The following is a 19,398-nucleotide window of genomic DNA, read 5'->3' as shown; positions in this document are numbered from 1 at the left end:
GTTCTATAGGCGGATTCAGATAAGGCGGGTAAGCCCACATTAAGGGCAGATTTCTGTAGGAGTTGTATACAAACAGGGGAGGCAATCTCCGCCCTGCGGAAATTCCTCCCCTGCTGATTGCTATTCTTTTCCAATATAATGCAATTTGAACTCCGACGGAGTCATGCTCGTATATTTCTTGAATACCTCACTGAAATAGCGCCTGTGCTCATACCCGAGATCCTGGGCGATCTCCTGAACCTGCCGGCCGCTGATCAGCATCGCCTTCGCCTTCTCCATCTTCTCATGCATCACATACTGCTGGAACGAAATTCCCTGCACCTTCTTGAACAGATTGGAGAAATACCCCTGGCTAAGGTTAATCTGCTTCGCCATCTGCTCCAGTGACAGCCCCGTGTCCAGATGACCATGGATGTATTCGACGGCTTGGCGGATAATCCGTGTGGACTCCAGAGAACGGGCCTCCGTAACCAGCGCACAGGCCTCCCGGCACAGCCAGGACAGCAGGTCCCGGATATCTTGCAGGGAAGGATGCATCTGGTTCTTCAGGGCGGAAATTCGGAGCTCCAGCGGCTCCACCTGCCCGTAAGGGAACTGCTCCAGCAGGACCCGGCAGATCCTGGAGCTCAGCTCATAGCCGACACTTTCCACATAACGCGGCTCAGGCCACAGCCCGCTGTCCAGCAGCTCCGCGAACAGCTGGTCCAGCACCTGCAGGCTTTTGGCGGAATTGCCGGAACGCAGGGCGAACAGCAGCTCCTGCTCGGCGGCGGCGGAATAGCTGTGAAGCGAGAGTGGTTTATTCTCGATATTGCTGTAATGATATACCCCGTTGCCCCCGGTATAGAAATGATACCCCAGGGCGCTCAGCGCCTGCCTGTACGCCGTACCCAGCCCCTGAATCGCCGCCGTGCCCAGCCCCACGCCAATAGAAATGGTATGACGCGAGAAGCGGCTTACATTCGTGCAGCAGGCCTCCGTAATCAACGCGGCGGTCTCCGGGTCCGAGCCGTTCATGATGCAGACGTACCGGTCTGTCGCCTCCCGGATAATAATGCCGCGGGTCCAGGCGGAAATCGTCTCTTCGAGAATATTGTGCAGGCTGAACCTCAGCAGCTCGACCTCCTGCACAGGCTGGCCGCTCAGCTTCTCCGCGAAATGATCGATCTCGGCGACAAACACGAAGAAATCATGCTGGTCCAGCGGGATATCAAGATAGGCCCAGCGGGAACGGGCATCTGTCTCTGTCGTCTGGTGGTGCAGCAGGAAGGTGAGATATTCCTGGCGGAGAATAGGCAGACTTTCCCTGATTCTCGCCTCCATCACAGCAAGTCTGGCCGTCTCCTGACGCTCCTCCCGGCACAGCTCCCTGGCCTTCAGCACTGCATTCACAATCTCCTCCAGGGAAAAGGGCTTCTTCACGAAATCAAGTGCCCCCAGCCGGATCGCTTCCTGGGCATAAGAGAACTCCGAGTAGGCGCTGAGAATAATAATCTTGCAGTCCGGCAGCACCTCCAGAATCGCCCGGGTCATCTGCAGGCCGTCCATTCTTGGCATCCGGATATCCGTCAGCACAATGTCCGGCCGGGTCTCGCGGATGATCTGCAGCCCCGCTTCGCCGTCAAGCGCCGTACCGGCGACCTCAATACCGTACTCCTGCCACGGCGGCTTGCGCGAGACCATCTCCACCACACTTTTGATATCGTCGATTACACATAATTTGAACCTTTCCGGCTCCAGCTTCCGTTCCATCCTTCAACTCTCCTCCCTAGGCGGAATCCACAGATCCGTCCGTGATCCCTTACCTGGCTCTCCGCCCACATCCATACGGGCTTCATCCCCGTAATACAGCGCCAGCCGGTGCCTGATATTGAACAGGGCATAACCTTTCCTCGACTGCGGAGCCGTGGCCATCCCCTGCTTGACCTGTGCAGCATCAAGTCCCCGTCCGTTGTCGGTAATGCAAATATGCAGCATCCCCTGCTCCCGGCTGACCGTGATGTCTATCCTGCCTCCTATGGTCCGGTCGCTGAAGCCATGCTGAATGCTGTTCTCCACCACCGGCTGCAGGATAATCTTCGGCAGCAGGCAGGACAGCAGGGCCTCGTCCTCTACCGTCACCGTGTATTCGAACAGACCTTCATAGCATTTCTGCTGAATGGCGAAATACTGCCGCATATGGGACAGCTCATCCGCAAGGGTAATCAGATCCTTGCCGCCGCTGAGTCCGATCTGGAACATCTGCGACAACGACAGGATCATCTCATTTACATCGTCATTCTCGCCCATGACCGATTTGCAATAGATGGTATTGAGCGTATTGTACAGAAAGTGCGGCTCCATCTGCGCCGTAAGGGCACGGATCTCTGCATGCCGTTTGCCCTCCTCCTTGGTCTTCACATCCGCGATCAGCGTCTTAATCTCCGACATCATCCGGTTGAACTGAAAGCCGACCTGGGCAACCTCATCCTCATAACGGCTCTCATACACCACACTGAGCTGGTTCTCTTCGACTCTGCGCATCAGCCGCCGCAGCTTGAACAGGGGCTTCAGCAGTACAGATGTTAGCTTATTCGAAATGAGCCAGGTCGCCAGCAGGAAAACAACGATGACATAGAGGGTGATCCGCTGCACCCGCTGCAGCTTGCCCAGCAGCTGGTCCCGCGACTGCATGCCGGAGATGATCCAGTCGTGTGATACGGCTGAGCTTGTATAATTCACCAGATATTCCTTGCCGCCATAGCTGTAGTAGTGATCCTGCGGATCGGCCGCTTTCCCGGCTTCTGCAAGCACCGGCTTCCAGGGGAACCTGCCCCGGAACGGCCAGCGGGACTCCACGACAGCTTCTCCTTCCCCGCTCACCAGATAATAATTTCTCCCTGCTTGTTCTCCGCCTGTATTCAGCAGCTCATCGATCCGGTTCTCCCTGATATTGACCACAATAAATACATTGCTGATCGGCGTGTAAGGGTATTCATAAATTCCCCGGACTACGAAGGAGACCACCCTCTGGCTGCCTGTAAACAACCGGTCATAATGTCCTTTGGCCCAGTAGCCGCCCGGCTGCTCCTTGCTCAGATCATATAATTCCGAGCCGTAGAACGAGTTGTCCTGGGCCCGGATCTGCGTAGTGGGATAGAAATCGCCAATCGGGGTTACGATCAGCACACTCTCAATGATCGGCTGATTGAACATTGCCTGAGAGAGGACATATTGCAGATCGGACAGGTGTACATAGTAATTCGACACATCATGGCTGAACACATCGAGCATCATCTTGCGGTACGCATCGCTCAGCATCAGGGACTGTACAGACAGCGCTACATCATTTAGGCGGGAATCCAGCAGTTGGGCCGTTTTGCTTACGGTCTCCCGGCTGCCGGCGTAAGCATTATCCTCGATCTCCTGCGCGGCAATCCAATATGAGAAGGTGCCCATTGCACCGATGGACAGCGTGATCAGTACGATGAACGAGAACAAAATCCTCTGTTTGATGGATATCCGGTAATACCTGCCGGCGATCTGCCGCCCGAGCTTGCGGCCATAGGCTGTGAATGTATTCATAGCTTTTCCTTCTGAAGCATGTACCTTGTACCTCCCTTTGGTTATCGGTTCTTGTCACTTGTACGATACGGCTGCTCCGGCCCGGCGTCAAGATAGGGCGTGAGATTTCAGCGGATTCCGCTGCATATGTACATAGGCAAGAGGCCCCCCGTATAACGGAAGGCCCCCTGCCTATATAACCGGTCTATATAAATTGAACTAATGATTTTTGGGTTTTAGGATTAACCGTGACTCCAGAGAAGTTTTGGACTTCCGGCCACTGCCCTTCTGCAGATTTCTTGATTTATCCCGTTTTTAACGGTTGTAATCCGCAGACTGCTGATGCTTACGATGCGAGCTTTCCTGCGGAAAGCTTTCAGGCGGACGCTACCGCTCCTCCAGTTCCAAAATTCCCCTCCGCCACTTTTCCCTTAACTTGAATTTTTTAGTTCAATCTATATAATTATCACTTTTTTTCCTCCAGGCAAAGCCTGAGCAGATCGTCTACATGGGCCGTGGCCAGGCATTCCACCGTATCGGCTGCACCGTAATAGATTTTGACCTCGCCCGAGTCCTCCAGGATCATCCCGCCGGGGAAAATGACATCGTTACGGAAGCCACCTGAAGTTTCATACGCCGCCTCCGGCACCAGCAGCGGGGCTTCCGCCCGGCCGATAATCTTGCTCGGATCTTCGAGGTCCAGCAGCATAATTCCGGCAGTGTAGCGCTTCTTCCAGGTGTCCTCCCAGCCGTTCTTGCCCCGGGCAGGGTCGAGGTCCACCGCATGGAAGGTGGTCAGCCAGCCCTTGTCCGTCTTCACCGGAGGCGCACCTGGACCTACCTTATCGTTAGCATAAGCCACTTGCTCCACGGCCAGCAGCAGCTTATGGTTCCCCCAGTACTTCAGATCGGGGGAATCGCTCATCCACATATCGAAGCGGTCCCGGCCGCCCCGGCTGTAGACCGGAAGCGGGCGCTCCAGCCTTACATACTTGCCTCCGATGGTTTCCGGGAAGAGCACCATGTTGCGGTTATCCGGCAGCGACAGGCTTAACACTTCAAACGAACGGAAATCGTCAGTAACAGAGATCCCTCCGCGCAGCCCGTGGCGCGTATCAACCGCGAAACACATATAACAGCGGTCTCCGACGACACTCAGGCGCGGGTCATACACCCGGACCACCTCTTCATCATGCCAGGACCAGCAAGGCTCCGGCTGTACCTCCCAATGGACGCCGTCATCGCTGAAGGCAAGCCCCAGATTGGTAGTATGATGGGGAGCCACGATTCCCTTGCTCTCATCCCCGTAATCATTGCGGAACACCATGACATATCTGCCCTTGAATTTCGTCACCCCGGCGTTGAATACCATCGCCGGTCCATAGGGTACATCAGAAGGCTTCAGAATCGGGTTAAGCGGATGCCGGACCATCACCGGACTTGAAGTCAGCGTTCCTGTTGTCAGATCGTTCATTGTGCAGATTCCCCTCTGTAAGTTAATAGATGAAAGCGTAATCAGTGTCTTTGCATCCCCTATTATGCATCATCTTGCATAGTTAATCTATAAAATGTTCACATGAAATCTTCCATTTTCAGCTAGTAGAGCATAGAGCACAAGGACTGAATTTAGTTAATAATTATGGTAACGTTAAAGTTGCATTTGAACCGAGTATTCGGCGATAGTTGTATTCTGTACATCTAAAAACCGTGAAAAGAAAGGTTCGCCTCTTCTAGCTGTACTTTGTACAACTAAATCTGCCGGAATGGGCGATAACCCAGGTAGGGATGCCAGTTTAAATGTATGAAATACAACTAAATGCATATTCAGCGGTACATCAGAAGATTTAGTTGTACAAAATACACTTAAGCCTATTGCTGGTACTTAATCGGGTCATAGCAAACCCTCAGAGTGAGATTGGATGCTCTACTGGTGCAGCATCAGATTTAATATTGTGAATATGGGACCATTACCGGACCTTAACGAGCCAGCGTCTCATTCGCGCAGCAGTCATTCGGATGCTTAGGCGCTCGAACGATAGTAACTGCATTTTGTACATTAGAATACTGTAAAAAAGACTTCGAAAGTGAATCTATTGTATTCCGTACAATTGAATGTGGAACAAAGGCCAGTTTTCACCCAAAACACAACATTCTACTGTATGAAATACAATAGAATCTCATTTTACGGCCAGTAATCCATTTTCTATTGCAGGAAATACAATCACCTACTTGAATGTAAGAGCAGAAAGCGGTAACGGGTGCAGGATCAGCCCAACATCTAGCTTGATGTTCATGCTCAGCCTTTAACACCCCTGAGGTTCAACTTACAATTTTAAAGTTGATGCTCTACTGGTGCAGCATTCCGCCCTGAAGCGCAGCCGCCAGTCTGCCGCTGAAGCGGCTACCCAGCAACTCATAGCCTTCGGGACCGGGGTGCAGACCATCGGTCAGCAGCTCTCCGTCCGATGGGCCGAACCACTCCAGCCCATCGAGGTAATGCAGATGGTGGTCTCCCCGCGCCTGCAGCAGCGTCACTGTATCCGCGATCTCCCGGCGCATCAGCGGCAGGGTGAAGCCGAGCGGATTCTCCTCTGTCTCACGCTCCGTTCCGTAAATAGGCGAGATGACAACCATAGGTGTCTCTGTATGCTTCTCCCGGATGGTCTCCAGCAGACCGATCAGCAGCGGCTTGAACATCCGCGGGCTGGAGGACACTGCGCCGTAGATGTTCACACCGACGCACAAGGTAATCAGGTCAGCCGGCAGATCCCGGATCAGCCGGCCCGCCATCGGCTCCATCAGGCAGTTGCCGGAGAAGCCTAGATTGGTCAAGTGATAGCCGATCTCCCCGGCGGCGATCACCGGCCAGGTGCGCGACGGGCTAGAAGCCGCTACGCACTGGGTAATTGAGCTTCCATACGTCACCCAGCGGGGCCGCCGATCTGCCAGCGGTTCGGCAACAGCATTATCATCAATCGCGAGACCGCTGATCGTCATGCCGGTGTTCTGCGGCAGATAGATTTCCAGCTCCTTCACACCAGGGGGAAGTCCGGTGAAGCGGGCCTCTCCAGCCCCCGCAGCAAGCCTGAGCGTCTGGACCAGACGGCCGTCAGCAACGCAATCCAGCGAAGCCTCCTCCGCCAGCGGTTCAAACCAGAGGAGAAGGACCCCGGAATCGGTGGTCAGCCGCAGCCGGATACCGGAGCAGATCTCCGCCTTGCCGCCGATCCCATCCGGCGGATATAGATCATAGTCCCGGAACGGAATCCGCCAGGGCTTGATCCCCTCCTGCCGGTGCTCCAGTGAGACCGCCCCATGAAACCAATCCTCCAGCAAAGGGAGGCTCCTTACGTTCTTCAAGTTCTTCCCGTTCCCCACACTCTTCCCGCTCTCCAGGCTCTTCCCGCTCTTCACACTCTCCGTTCGCTCCGCGCTCTTCACGTTCTCCAAGTTCTTCACGCTCTTCACGCTCTTCACACTCTCCGCGCTCTTCACGCTCTCCACGTTCTTCACGCTCTCCACGTTCTTCACGCTCTTCACACTCTTCTCGCCCTTCTCGCTCTTCACATTCTCCGCGCCGCTCACTGCGCCTGCCCCGCTTCCGCATCCTGCTCCGCCGCCCCCGGAACGAAATTCTCCCCGAGCCACACATCCTGCTCCAGCAGACGCTGCTGAAGCTCAGGAATCGAGATACTGCGGGAGTCCGTGCCGTCCCGGAGTGCAAGCGTTGCTGCTGTGCCGCAGGCTTGGCCCATCGAGAAGCAGTTCGGCATGACGCGCAGGGAGCCTTGCACCGCCCGGTCCGAGGACACCGAACGTCCCGCCACCCACAGATTGCGGATGCCCACCGGCAGCATCACCCGGTAAGGCACCCCGTGGGAGACTCCCGGCGGCAGATGATTGAAGGTCATATCACTTTTGCTTGTCGCCAGATGAATGTCAATATAGTAGGCATTGCGCGCTATATCGTCAGGAAAAGAACGCGCGGCCACGAAGTCGTCCACAGTCAGCGTATAATCGCCCTGGATACGCCGCGTCTCCCGGATGCCAAGCTGCTCTCCGCTTGCCACCAGATGCGCCTGTTCGAAGCCCGGCACATACTTGCGGAAGAATTCAAGCTGCCGCAGCACCGTCCGGCGGCCTTCAATGGCTCCGCGTGTCAGGTCCTCAGCCTTCGTTCCGTCCACCCCGAACACATGGCCGAAGTTAACGCCGACCAGCTGATCGCTCACCCAGGCCAGGCCGGAGATCGATTTGCGGCCTTCCGGCAGCGCTCCTTCCAGGATGGCCTGCTCCACCGTCCGGTGCAATTGACCTGTATCTCCGGTCTCCGCCAGGAAGCGGCTGAATCTTGGACGGTCTACATTCGCCAGCAGATAACACATGCTGCCAGGCTGAAGCTCCCCGTCTCCGCCCCCCTTCTGGAACGGCACACCCGACAGGGCAGCAATGTCGCCGTCCCCGGTGCAGTCGATGATATAACGGCAGCGGATGAAGGATCTTCCGGATTTGTTGACAATCATTACGCCCTCTATGGTCTGGCCGTCCGGCGACCGCACTACATCGTAGACAAAGGTGTGGAACAGCGGCGTCACACCGCTCTCCAGTACCGCATTGTCATAGACGCGCTTCAACACTTCAGGATCAATCGGCACCCAGTCCAGCTGTTCGCGGTATTCCTCCTGATAGCCCGGATCACAGGCCTGCTTCATCCGCTCCATCAGCTTCAGGCCCAGGCCGCGGATAATCGGCTTGACCTTGTCCGTATAGGGGCAGAAGGCAGGCACCAGCGCCACGGTTCCCATTCCGCCCAGATACCCGCGCTGCTCCACGATCATGGTGCTCGCCCCGCCTTCGGCCGCCGAGATGGCAGCGGCAATCCCTGCCGCCCCGCCGCCGATGACCAACACATCCACCTCGCGGGAGACCGGCACCTCTGCCTGCGGTACTGTAATATGTCCGTAATTCATTGTTATCCTCCTAAAAGTTTTGATAGCGTAGCTTCACCTGAATCCACCTCGCAAAACTCGCTTCGGAAGCATAAGCTTATCTTAAAGTTTATTACCCCTTCACCGAACCCGCCGTCACCTGAATGAAGGTTTTATTCGCCAGAATATACGCCAGCAGCATTGGCAGGATGGACAGACAGGCCCCGGCCATCATCAGGTGAATCTGCATCGCAGCCGAAGAGCCATAGCGGAGATTCGCCAGCCCGACCGTCAGTGTCTGCAGCTTCGGATTGGTCATCGTGAACACCAGCGGCAGAATGTATTCGTTCCAGGCATGGCGGAAGGCGAACAATCCGGCCACCCCAAGCCCAGGGGTCAAGAGCGGCAGAATGATGCGGAAAAAGGTGCGGATGAAACCCGAGCCGTCCACCATTGCGGCCTCATCCAGCTCCCGGGGAATCGCTTTGAAGAAGCCCTGCAGCATGAAGAAGGTGCTGGAATGGGCGCTGACCAGAATCAGAATAACCCCCCACAGCGTAGTATTCAGATTCAGCGCAACCATCAGATCGAACTGCGGGCGCAGGACAATGGCCCCGACTGAAATGAACATCATGGACGCCTGCACCGTTACATATATTCTTTTCCCCGGAAAATCACGCCGGTCCACTAAATAAGCAGCCATCGAGGCCACCAGCAGCGTCCCCACCGTCACCATTACGCTCATAAATGCACTGTTCCAGGTATAGCGGGCGAAATTGGCCTGCTTCCAGGCTTCAGCATAGTTATTGAATTGTAGCTTGGCGGGAAAAAGAGTTCCGCCCGTCATCATCTCAGCCCCGGTCTTCAAGGAACCGGTCAGAGTCATCAGCAGCGGAAACAAGGTCAGGACCGCCGTTGCCAGCAGGAAAAGCCACATCACTGTCCGGGTTACGATTCTCCCGGCAGTACCGGGCGTCCGGTCCACCGTCTGCGGCCGCCTTCCGGGCTGCTTGGATATCACAGATTCGTTCATATGGATAAGCCTCCTAATACACCTTGTTCATTTTGCGGCTGAAGAAGAAATACAGGCCGGTTACCGCTCCGACAATCACAGCGGTGGCGAAGCCCACGGCGCTGCCGTAACCGAGCTGCTGCGTTACCGGTGAACCGGTGGATACAGGGAATAGCAGCTTGTAGAGATAGAGATACATGACTTCCGTTTTGCCGATCGGTCCGCCTTCGGTGATGACCATGATGCTCTCATAGCCCTTCAGGGAAGCGATAATCGCCAGCATAATGACCATCTGGGCTACCGGAGCCAGCATCGGAAGCGTAATATTCCAGAAGCGTCTTCCGGCGTTCGCTCCGTCGATGGACGCGCTCTCGTACAGGTCCTGCGGAATGCTCTGCAGCCCGGCGAGAAATAGCAGCATATAGTTCCCGACGGCACCCCACACCGCCACAAGAATAACCGTCAGCATGGCGTGCTTCGGACCAAGCCAGTCGACCGGCTGGGAGACGAGATGCAGCTTCATCAGAACTGTGTTAACCATACCGTTATAGGAATTGAAGATGTTATAAAAAACAACGGAGATGACCGCAGTACTAATGACTGTCGGCATAAAGTAAATTCCCCGGAGCAAATTCGACCCGCGCAATCGGCCGTTGAGAATAACAGCCAGCAGCAGCGACAGCGGCAGGGTCAGCAGTAGCTTCCCTCCGGCATAAATGAAGGTGTTGCCGACCGACTCCCAGAACAGGCTATCCCGCAGCAGCCGGCTGAAATTGTCCAGCCCGATGAACAGCGCCTCGCCATATCCGGCATAATCGTAGAACATATAGCGCAGCATCCAGAATAGAGGATAGATGCCGAGAGTGAGCGTCAGAATGATGCTCGGTGCAAGGAACAGGGAATTCTCCCCAAGTCTTTTCCATTTATAGATCATGATTGGTCTCCTTCAAGGATAGCAAAGGGGCTGATCCGGGAATCCCGTACAAGCCCCTCTGTAACCCGTTATTCTCCCTGCGGCTTCATTGGATCAAACGCCGGGTCCGGCGTAACGGTAACCTCGCCCTTCTCCACTGCTTTGGACAATGCGTCATTGTATCTTGTATTCAGGTCAGCCGCAATGGCCTTGGCATCTCCGCCCGAGAGCATATATTTGAAGAAAGCATCCGCATAGGTAGCGCCTTCCGGCGTGACGTTCGGCACAGCAGGCCAGAGCGAGTCATGCTCACCGACCAGGAAGCCTTCCATACCGCCAATTTCCGGCTTCTTGGCCTGCTCCACAATGCTCGGCACCACCGCAATCCCGAAGCCCTTCTCGTGATACGTCTTCAGAATATCGTCGCCATACATGTACTGCATGAATTTCCAGGCGGCCTCCTGATGTGCCGATTTCGCGCTGATCCCGAGCCAGGTACCGGCGGATACGATCTCCGAGGTTCCCTTAATCTGCCCGTCCAGCGTAGGGGCCAGCGTACCTGCCCAGTTGATCTCTGTCGGGAACTGGTCCTGGTATACGCCCGGCTCCGTCGAGAAGCTGAGGTACATGCCGATTTTGCCTGCGGCAAATTGGGCGCGCAGCGGGTCGATATCCAGCGTCTCCGCACCCGGCAGGATGCTTCCGTCCTCGTACATCTGCTTGAAATATTCAATAACCTGAGAATAAGGTGCGAAGTCAAATTGTCCTGTCTTCAGGTCAAAGCCAAGACCCTGGTAGCCGCTTAAGGAGAGAATCTCGCGAATCGAACGGTCAAAGGCTGCCTTCGGACTTTTGAAGTTCAACGCAAAGCCGTATACGCCCTCCGATTTGCCGGTTTCAGTGATTTTTTTGGCGTCATCGACCATTTCCTGTAGCGATGCTGGAGGATTAGCGATGCCTGCTTTGTCAAAGAGATCCTTGTTGTAGATCAGGCGCAGGGTGAGACCGGTATTGGCCAAAGAATATACCTTGCCGTCAAAACGGTTGACACCATCGATCAGCAGACTGCCGAATTTCGTTTTGATCTCATCGGTCAGGTAACCGTCAATCGGAGCCAGATAGCCTTTTTTGACAAATTCGGGGGTATTGCCGCTCTTCAGACGGAGGATATCCGGTGCCTGGTTGCTGGTGAAGGCAATGTCAACGCTCTGCGCGTAATTCTCAGACATGACTGTCAGTTCCACCTGGATATTCTCGCCGTTCGTCTCATTGAACTTGTTGACCAATTCCTTGATATATTCCTGGTCATGACGGTCATCCGTCCAGTACTTAAGCTGTACCGGCTCACCTGTTTCTGCTGCGGCCGAAGCTGTGGGACTCGCTGTTGCCGCTCCGGGTGTCCCCTCTGCCGCACCGCCGCTCTTATTATTGTTAACGTTCCCGCCGCAGCCGGCGATTCCGGCGGCCAGCATGAGGCTCAGGCTGAGACCCAACCATTTTTTCTGCATACGTTCTACCCCTTTGATTAACATTTGTATTGTGAGCTCGTTCTCTATTATAGGCTACCCCTCCCGCAAAAGGAGTGCGGCAGACTCACTCTTGAGGGACAGAATTCTATTCTTTGCGGCAGGCGGCAGCGGCCGGGCTCTCCCGTTACAGCAGGATGCCGTTCTCATCAAATGTCCGGATGTACTCCAATAACTCCGCAAAATGAACCCAAGCGATACCCGCCTTCTGATCCGCAGCGCCATAAGACATGATTAGATCCTCCCCCATGACAATGCCTCCTGTGGTAAACAGACAAGGCGTAGGGTAATCCTCCGGCATCTCCCAATCCCGCTCGGCATACATCAGACGTTCGGAGCAGCGGTGGATGATGACCGGGAAATCATTCTCCTGCTCCCTGAGGATCATGAAGGACTGCGTATATCCAAACTGCACATTCTTCTTCCCGTGATAAGCTACCAGCCACTCCTGATTGCCCAGGGCGACCGGCGGCCAGCTTGCCCCCACTCGGTTCTCCTCCCAATCGAACAGCGGACTGGCCAGCAGCCGGTGGACTGCCGCAGGTGAAGCGAAATCCGCGAATGATTCCGCCGCTGCCAGATAAATGGAAGGCTTGCCCGCCTGCTCCCCTCCGGCAAAGGGAAGGACATTCATTGGCCGGTGCAGCATCACATATTGCCATTTACCTACAATCCTCATCTGCTCAGGAAACAGGAACACATCACGGTTATCGCTGATATGCCCCTCGGTAAGCGGACCTACGTACCCGAAAGCGTCTTCATATTCCCCTTCCTTCAGCTTGGCTAAATTCAGCTTGTACAGAACGCTGACCGTATCATTCGCCCGGGCTGATTGAATGAACGGGTCCGAACCCTCTCCGGCAAAAATCCAATCCGGCACGTATTCAAAGCGCGTCTGGACCGGAGGCTGCTGGCTGCTAAGCCAGTAAGGGCCAGGGGGAAACGCCCGGCAGGCCACCGTGACATACAGCTCGTTCCCGACATAGAAGATACGGGGGTCCTCCACACAGCCGTTGGCATAATTCCGCACTCTTTTTCCGTAAATGTCCGTAATGTACAATTCATGCTCTTCATACCCGAGGGCCGGAGCCAGAGCAGGTCTTGAAAAGTCCGCCTCCCAGGTCTCTCCCCCATCCCTGCTCCGCGCATAGCCCAAAAAAATCGGATAGGGATCATGGCAGCCCTCTCTTCTCTTCTGCGGCCACGGGCCCGTTGCCCGAAACAGCATATGAATGTCATTCGAGTCAGGGTCCTGGATGATCGCCGGATTTAGAACCATTTTGTCGGCCCAGTCACAGCCTGGTACAGGTTCAAGCGCCGGTTTGTCCAAATAGCGAAATTGTGGTTTCATAGTTCCTCCTGGTTTACCTCCTGAAGCAGGGGCATATTCCGTTTTTCAGCAAACAACTTATCATAGGCTATCCGCGAATTCAAAAGACTTTTCTCCTGAAACCCGCCTTCCGGGCAAAACAGTAAGATCCGTCAAATGAAACAGGAAGATCCATCATTCACGCGGGTCCGGGCAGCGGCTTATAATCATTTTTGCAGGCAAAATCGTTACCAAGGAGGAGGGTACGCCGGATGAAACAATATGATCTTGTCATATACGGCGGAACGGCTGCAGGCATTACAGCGGCTGTCCAGGCATCTATTATGGGCAAAAGTGCGGTAGTCATCGAGCCGAGCCGGAGAATTGGGGGCATGACCACCGGAGGGCTGGGTGATACGGATGTAGGAATGAAAGAGGCAGTCGGCGGCTTATCTCTGGAATTCTACCAGCGGATCGCGCAGAAATATGCGCAGGACGGGGCTTGCTGGCTGTTCGAGCCTAAGGTTGCGCTTGAGGTGCTGCAGGACTGGGTGGCGGAGCATAACCTTGAAGTCGTCTGCGGGGAAAGGCTGGAGCTTAAGAATGGGGTGACCCGGCAAGGCTCAAGAATCACGTCCATTACTATGGAATCCGGGAAGGTCTATCACGGCAAAATGTTCATTGACGCCTCTTACGAGGGAGACCTGATGGGCCATTCCGGTGTGTCTTATGTGGTCGGCCGGGAGCCGAACGCACAGTATGGAGAGACATTAAACGGCATTCAGCCCGGCCCTGAACTGAACGAGCTCCCTCCGGGAATTGACCCCTATGTCATTAAAGGAATGCCTTCAAGCGGACTACTCCCGCGTGTAAATGCGGACCGTGGCGGCGATGCCGGCGAGGGAGACCGTAAGCTGCAAGCCTATAACTTCCGCATGTGTCTGACAGACAATCCGGGCAATCGCCTGATGATCAGCAAGCCTGAGGACTATAACGAAGCCGATTATGAGATTCTGTTCCGGGCCATTGAGCAGGGGCAGCGCTCACGCTTCTTCAAGCTGAACCGGGTCACTGCGGACAAGACCGATTCCAATAACAATAGCGGCATTTCTACGGATTATAACGGCATGAACCACAGTTATCCGGAGGCGGATTATGCGGCGCGGGACAAGATATGGGAGGCCCACCGCATCTACCAGCAGGGGGTTGTCTGGACGATCCAGAACCATCCGCGGGTGCCGGAGGAGATCCGGGAGGCCTACAAGCCGTGGGGCCTGCCGCTTGACGAATTCGGGGACAGCGGCCACTGGCCTTCCCAGCTCTACATCAGGGAGTCCCGCAGAATGACCGGAGATTATGTGGTGACAGAGCATGATGTAAGGCGGGAGCACCCGGTGCCGGATTCGGCCGGAATGGGCTCCTTCGCCATGGATTCGCATCATACGCAATACTATGTGAACGAAGACGGGCATGTCAGCACGGAGGGCGGATTCTATATCCGATTGGCCGAGCCTTATCCGATCAGCTACCGGGCAATGGTGCCGAAGCGGAGCGAATGCACCAACCTGATCGTACCGGTATGTCTGTCGGCCACTCATGCGGCCTACGGCTCCATCCGGATGGAGCCGGTCTTCATGATTCTGGGGCAATCGGCGGCAGCCGCTGCTGTACTGGCGCTTGAGGGGAACGGCATGGTTCAGGATGTGGAGTATGGACAGCTGCAAGCGGTACTGCTTGAGTTCAATCAGGTGCTGTACACCACCGGACTCAGCCAGGGTTGAACCGGAAGCCGAAGCTGCGCCGGTACTCTCCCGGGGGAGCGCCATACCGTTCCCGGAACATCCGGCAGAAATGGGCGTAGCTCTGGAAGCCCGCATTGTCGGCAACCTGCTCCAGTGACAGTGTGCTGTAGAGCACCTGCTGCTCGGCAGACTTCAGCCTGACATCAATGCAGTAGGCGAACGGCGATTGGCCAAAAGCGGCTTTGAACAGGGAGGAAGCGCGGGAGATACTTAACCCGGCGGAGGCGGAGATCTGCTCCAGGCTGAGCGGTTCATGGGCATGATTGTCAATGAACTGCTTCAGCCTGTAGGCGGTCTCCGCCCCTTTGGTGCGCCGCCGTGCCTGAACGATCTGCTCCAGCGTCAGACAGAACGTTCTAAGCAGATAATCCAGCAACTCCTCCTGATGCTGCATTACTTTCCTCTTCTCGCCGGCAATATGCTTCCATAAGGTAATGACCGTATCGTCGAAGCCGATATTCGTCCGGGCCGGCAGCCTGCGGTCCTGCCACCAGGAATCCAGCCACTCCCCTTTGCCGATCAGGAAATAATCCGAGGCGGGCTGAACTCCCCCAGAGCCTGGAGCGCTGCGGGGCTGTACAATCAGCTCATACGGCTGATCCGGAGCATAGATCAGCAGATCCCCGGGGATGATCGTCTCGTATTTTCCGTCTACCAGAGCACGGCAGGTCCCTTCCATCTGAAGTCTGAAGAGATAGAAGGATAAGCCGTCCTGATACTGAACGGAGTGAGGCTGGGTATGTGTGAAATAGTTAGCATACAGGATGCTGCACCGGTGCGGATCGGACGCTGTCAATGGTAGGGCTCCTCCTGGCGGTCCGGGTGGTACCCCGCCCTGAACTCCGACGGTGTCTGCCCGGTGATCTTCTTGAACATCTCGCTGAAGTATCTGCGCTCCTCATACCCCACAGCGAAGGCCACCTCCTGTACCTGTGCCCCTTCCACCAGCAGCAGCTTGGCCCGGTGAATACGCTCTGCGGTGATATACTGGGTAACGGTCACTCCGTTCACCTTCTTGAACAGGCTGGAGAAGTAGCTGGTGCTGAGATGAACATGCGCCGCGCATTCACCGACACTGATATCCTCGGACAAGCGGCCCTTAATATACTCTACCGCTTCATAGATCACCTTCTGCCCTTCGGACAGGCTGCTCCTGCGCACCAGGGCGGCCCCCTCTGTACACAGTTCCAGCAGCAGCCGCTGGAGAGTCGCAAGCGGCAGCCCCGCTGTTCCCTGCACCGCCCGGAACCGCTGGATCAGCGGCTGAATCTCCCCGTACGGAACCAGCTCATAGAAGGTGCGGATCGCTGATGCGGCCAACTCCTCATACAGAACGAGCAGATAATCGGGATTATGCCCGGAGCTCAGACTCTGCAGCGTTTCTGAAATGGCTGACAGAATTGCGCCTGTCCGGCTGACATTGCCGGAGCGCAGTGCCAGCAGCAGCTCGTCCTTGTACTCCAGCGCCAGCGGCTCCTGGCTTCCGTTCTGGTGAACATCATCATACATAATGGCCGCGTTGCCTCCGGTGAACAGATGGTGGGCCAGCGCCCGGTGCGCCTGGCGGTAGGAATCCGGCAGCTCGCTGGTCTCCTCCACCCGGCCTCCTACACCGGCAGATACCGTGAACTTGGTATACCGTTCAATGTTCTTGCAGCAGCGTTCGGCAATCTCCACTGCACTGGCCGGACCACAGTCATTCATCACCGCAAGATAGCGGTTATGCTTGGCCCGGAACACCACGCAGCGCGTATGCCCGGCAATGGTCTCCTGGGTGATATTCAGCAGGGAGAAGCGGATCAGCTCCACCTCGCGGATCGACAGCTCTGCCGCCCGCTCCTGAAAGTGATCGATCTCCAGCAGCATCACCACGAACCCCTTGGGGTTCAGATCGATGCCTAAGAATTCCCAGCGCGCCTTCGCCTGCTCCCACGACGTTCGGTGGCTGACCAGCAGGGCGAAATATTCCTGCCGCAGCACCGGCAGACTCTCCCGCAGCTTGTTCTCCATCTCCCGGAGGGTATCCTGTCTGGAACGCGCCTCCATAATCTCCGACTTCGCCCGCAGCACCGCCTTCATGATCTCCTCTTCCGTGAACGGCTTGACCACGAAGTCGAATGCGCCGAGTTGTACCGCCTGCTGCGCATATTCGAAGTCGGCATACCCGCTGACCAGAATAATTTTGCAGTCCCGGTGGTGTTCCAGTACGGCACGCAGCATGGCCAGCCCGTCCATCCTTGGCATACGGATATCCGTAATGACCAGATCCGGGCGCAGCTCCGCGATCAGGTCCAGCCCATCCTCACCGTTGGCCGCTGTTCCTGCCACCCGGATGCCGTGCTCCGCCCAGTTCATGCAGGTCAGGCCTTCCACCACGCTTTTAATATCATCAATGATACAGAGGGTTACGCTATGATCGTCCATCCTGATGCTCCTCCCGTTTGGGTAAAGATATAATAACCGCCGTCCCCCGGCCCGGCCCGCTGTCCACCCGTAATGCTGCACTGTCCCCATAGTAGAGCTGCAGCCTGCGGATCAGATTGGATACGGCATAGCCCTTCTCCGATTCCCGCCGGAACAATGCACGGACCGCCTCCTCGTCCATACCAGTTCCATTGTCGCTGACCTTGATACACCAGCGTGCTCCCTCATCGAAGACTTCGAGATCAATTATCCCCCCGCTCTCCCGGTTGCGGAAGCCATGCAGAATACTATTCTCCACCAGCGGCTGCAGCAGAATGCGCGGAATCGGGAGGGTAACCAGCGCTTCATCCTCGACATAAATCTCATAACGGAACAGCCCTTCATAGCAGCTGCATTGCAGTTCCAGATACATGCGGACATGCTCCAGTTCCTTAGACAGCGTAGTGATCTCCTGCCCCTTGTTCAGCCCGAGCTGGAACAGACGGGACAGCGACATGACCATGCTCTGCGACTGCTTCACTTGCTTCAGATTCAGCTTCCAGTAGATCGTATTCAGCGTATTGTACAGGAAATGAGGGTCCATCTGCGCCGACAAGGCCTTGATCTCTGCCGAGCGCTTATTGGTCTGTGCCTGTGTGACCTCTCCGATCAGCACTACGATCTGCTCCAGCATCTGGTTGAACCGCATCCCGACCTGGGCCAGCTCGTCTCCGCCCCCGCTCTCGAATCTTGCCGTCAGATCATTGCTCTCCACCCGCTTCATCACCTTCATCAGACCTTGCAGCGGACGCAGCAGATAACGGGTAAAAGCTCCTGATACCATCATGGTAACAGTAAAAGCGAAGAGGGCTACCACCACGAGCAGCCATTTCACATAGATCATATCCTTCAGCACACCGGACTTGGACTGGATCGTGGTCATCGTCCAATCAGCAATACCCAGATGCGCATAGTTCAGCAGATACGATTCGCCTCCCAGCTTGAAGGTATTGCTGAGATTCCGGCTGCTGCTGATCATGCCGGTCAGATCACTGCCCTCCACCGCCTGCAGAACGAGCGGGTCCTTCACAGAATAGACGGGGCTGCCTGCCGCGTTCAGCAGGAAGCTGCGCGCCCCTCCGCCGGTATCCCCGCTCACCAGCTTGCGGAAGCCGTCTTCACGGATGTTGACGATAATATAGACCCCGCGGACCGCTGTATCAAATATAGGCTCCAGAATCAGTGAAATAACCCGTTCCTTCCCGGAGAAGAGCATGTCCTCATGGCCTTCAACCCATGTATTCTTCTTCTCCTGTTCGATCCGCTCATATAGTAAGGTATCCTTGAACTCCGTCAGACGGTTCCGGTTCATCGAGGAAGGGTAAAACTCCCCGATCGGCGTGGACACATAGATCGAATGGATCAGCGGCTCCGCAATCCGCGCTTGTGAGAAAACGTTATCAAGATCATTCAGATGAGTATAATACCGGCCTGTATCCCCGGTGACAACATCCCGCATCATATCGTGAAAAGGCTGGCTGATCATGAAGGTCATCATAATCAGCATCAGCTTGTTCAGCTTCTCATCGATGATCTGCGCTGATTTAACAACGTTATCCTGGGTAAGCTTCAGCGCATTCTTCTCCAGAGTCGCCGCCGAGATGGAATACGACAATCCCCCGGTCATCAGTACGGAGAGGAGGATCACGGCTAAGAATGCAGTTTTTAATTTACTGCGGAATGATTGCTTCCGGAAATAGTTCAAGTCGTTCACGCCTTCCTGTGTGCAGATGCCCTGCTCTTCGATTATGTCACCTGAACGTTCGGTCCGACAATACGCAGCGGATGAAATAGTGAATTCACCGTATGCGGAGCATGAATCTACCGTATGTACAGGGCAACCCTCCGCCTCCCTCTCCGCCTGCACCAAATAGCCTGTTTGAATTCCGGCAGGCACCGGCT

Annotated in this window: 13 protein-coding genes; 1 reads left to right on the top strand and 12 read right to left on the bottom strand. The window is 55.6% G+C overall.

Going from position 1 to position 19,398, the window contains the following annotated elements; translation table 11 throughout:
- Positions 1 to 120: 120 nt before the first annotated feature.
- From NST26_RS07915 to NST26_RS07875, 9 genes are all read right to left on the bottom strand, one after another.
- Positions 121 to 1,752 (bottom strand): response regulator, encoded by a 1,632-nt coding sequence (locus tag NST26_RS07915; protein WP_340955000.1) that lies wholly within the window; start codon positions 1,750 to 1,752, stop codon positions 121 to 123.
- Positions 1,753 to 1,755: 3 nt separating this feature from the next.
- A complete protein-coding gene (locus NST26_RS07910) occupies positions 1,756 to 3,564 on the bottom strand; it encodes a cache domain-containing sensor histidine kinase (protein WP_340955002.1) in 1,809 nt (602 codons plus the stop codon).
- A 445-nt stretch (positions 3,565 to 4,009) separates the two neighbouring features.
- Positions 4,010 to 5,017, bottom strand: a complete 1,008-nt coding sequence (locus tag NST26_RS07905) for a glycoside hydrolase family 130 protein (RefSeq protein ID WP_340955004.1) — start codon at positions 5,015 to 5,017, stop codon at positions 4,010 to 4,012.
- Between the two features lie 872 nt (positions 5,018 to 5,889).
- Entirely contained in the window at positions 5,890 to 7,191 is a 1,302-nt protein-coding gene (locus tag NST26_RS07900) for an SGNH/GDSL hydrolase family protein (protein WP_340978979.1), read from the bottom strand.
- Positions 7,125 to 8,513 (bottom strand): FAD-dependent oxidoreductase, encoded by a 1,389-nt coding sequence (locus NST26_RS07895; RefSeq protein ID WP_340955007.1) that lies wholly within the window; start codon positions 8,511 to 8,513, stop codon positions 7,125 to 7,127. The genes NST26_RS07900 and NST26_RS07895 overlap by 67 nt, the downstream gene beginning before the upstream one ends.
- Positions 8,514 to 8,604: 91 nt before the next feature.
- On the bottom strand, positions 8,605 to 9,504 hold the full coding sequence (locus NST26_RS07890) for a carbohydrate ABC transporter permease (protein ID WP_340955009.1): 900 nt from the start codon (positions 9,502 to 9,504) through the stop codon (positions 8,605 to 8,607).
- A gap of 13 nt (positions 9,505 to 9,517) precedes the next feature.
- Positions 9,518 to 10,417 carry a carbohydrate ABC transporter permease gene (locus tag NST26_RS07885; protein ID WP_340955011.1) on the bottom strand — a complete coding sequence of 300 codons (900 nt, stop codon included), beginning with the start codon at positions 10,415 to 10,417 and terminating at the stop codon, positions 9,518 to 9,520.
- 68 nt (positions 10,418 to 10,485) lie between these two features.
- Entirely contained in the window at positions 10,486 to 11,904 is a 1,419-nt protein-coding gene (locus NST26_RS07880) for an ABC transporter substrate-binding protein (protein WP_340955013.1), read from the bottom strand.
- Positions 11,905 to 12,049: 145 nt separating this feature from the next.
- Positions 12,050 to 13,273: a glycoside hydrolase family 130 protein gene (locus NST26_RS07875; RefSeq protein WP_340955015.1), complete on the bottom strand. Its 1,224-nt coding sequence runs from the start codon at positions 13,271 to 13,273 to the stop codon at positions 12,050 to 12,052.
- Positions 13,274 to 13,503: 230 nt separating this feature from the next.
- Between NST26_RS07875 and NST26_RS07870 the strand changes: the two genes are divergently transcribed.
- The gene (locus tag NST26_RS07870) at positions 13,504 to 15,012 is read left to right on the top strand and encodes an FAD-dependent oxidoreductase (protein ID WP_036725667.1); all 1,509 of its coding nucleotides are present in this window, start codon (positions 13,504 to 13,506) and stop codon (positions 15,010 to 15,012) included.
- On the opposite strand, the gene NST26_RS07865 is transcribed toward NST26_RS07870, so the two are convergent.
- Genes NST26_RS07865 through NST26_RS07855 form a run of 3 tightly spaced genes read right to left on the bottom strand, consistent with a single transcriptional unit; the run spans position 14,999 to position 19,210 of the window.
- Positions 14,999 to 15,829, bottom strand: coding sequence for an AraC family transcriptional regulator (locus NST26_RS07865; protein ID WP_036725668.1), 831 nt, complete (start codon positions 15,827 to 15,829; stop codon positions 14,999 to 15,001). The two genes, NST26_RS07870 and NST26_RS07865, sit on opposite strands and share 14 nt — an antisense overlap.
- Entirely contained in the window at positions 15,826 to 17,457 is a 1,632-nt protein-coding gene (locus tag NST26_RS07860; protein ID WP_340955019.1) for a response regulator, read from the bottom strand. The genes NST26_RS07865 and NST26_RS07860 overlap by 4 nt, the downstream gene beginning before the upstream one ends.
- The gene (locus tag NST26_RS07855; RefSeq protein ID WP_340978978.1) at positions 17,444 to 19,210 is read right to left on the bottom strand and encodes a cache domain-containing sensor histidine kinase; all 1,767 of its coding nucleotides are present in this window, start codon (positions 19,208 to 19,210) and stop codon (positions 17,444 to 17,446) included. The genes NST26_RS07860 and NST26_RS07855 overlap by 14 nt, the downstream gene beginning before the upstream one ends.
- Positions 19,211 to 19,398 lie beyond the last annotated feature (188 nt).

The organism is Paenibacillus sp. FSL R7-0128, from assembly GCF_038002245.1.
Taxonomy (GTDB): domain Bacteria; phylum Bacillota; class Bacilli; order Paenibacillales; family Paenibacillaceae; genus Paenibacillus_AQ; species Paenibacillus_AQ silagei.
Note: the sequence above shows the minus strand (reverse complement) of the source record. Positions and strands in the feature narration are given on the sequence as shown.

What these genes read in the sequence shown, in the direction of transcription:
- NST26_RS07905 (WP_340955004.1), bottom strand. Translation starts at nt 5,017, where the DNA reads ATGAACGATCTGACAACAGGAACGCTGACTTCAAGTCCGGTGATGGTC.
- NST26_RS07880 (WP_340955013.1), bottom strand. Translation starts at nt 11,904, where the DNA reads ATGCAGAAAAAATGGTTGGGTCTCAGCCTGAGCCTCATGCTGGCCGCC.
- NST26_RS07870 (WP_036725667.1), top strand. Translation starts at nt 13,504, where the DNA reads ATGAAACAATATGATCTTGTCATATACGGCGGAACGGCTGCAGGCATT.
- NST26_RS07885 (WP_340955011.1), bottom strand. Translation starts at nt 10,417, where the DNA reads ATGATCTATAAATGGAAAAGACTTGGGGAGAATTCCCTGTTCCTTGCA.
- NST26_RS07875 (WP_340955015.1), bottom strand. Translation starts at nt 13,273, where the DNA reads ATGAAACCACAATTTCGCTATTTGGACAAACCGGCGCTTGAACCTGTA.
- NST26_RS07860 (WP_340955019.1), bottom strand. Translation starts at nt 17,457, where the DNA reads ATGGACGATCATAGCGTAACCCTCTGTATCATTGATGATATTAAAAGC.
- NST26_RS07890 (WP_340955009.1), bottom strand. Translation starts at nt 9,504, where the DNA reads ATGAACGAATCTGTGATATCCAAGCAGCCCGGAAGGCGGCCGCAGACG.
- NST26_RS07915 (WP_340955000.1), bottom strand. Translation starts at nt 1,752, where the DNA reads ATGGAACGGAAGCTGGAGCCGGAAAGGTTCAAATTATGTGTAATCGAC.
- NST26_RS07895 (WP_340955007.1), bottom strand. Translation starts at nt 8,513, where the DNA reads ATGAATTACGGACATATTACAGTACCGCAGGCAGAGGTGCCGGTCTCC.
- NST26_RS07910 (WP_340955002.1), bottom strand. Translation starts at nt 3,564, where the DNA reads ATGAATACATTCACAGCCTATGGCCGCAAGCTCGGGCGGCAGATCGCC.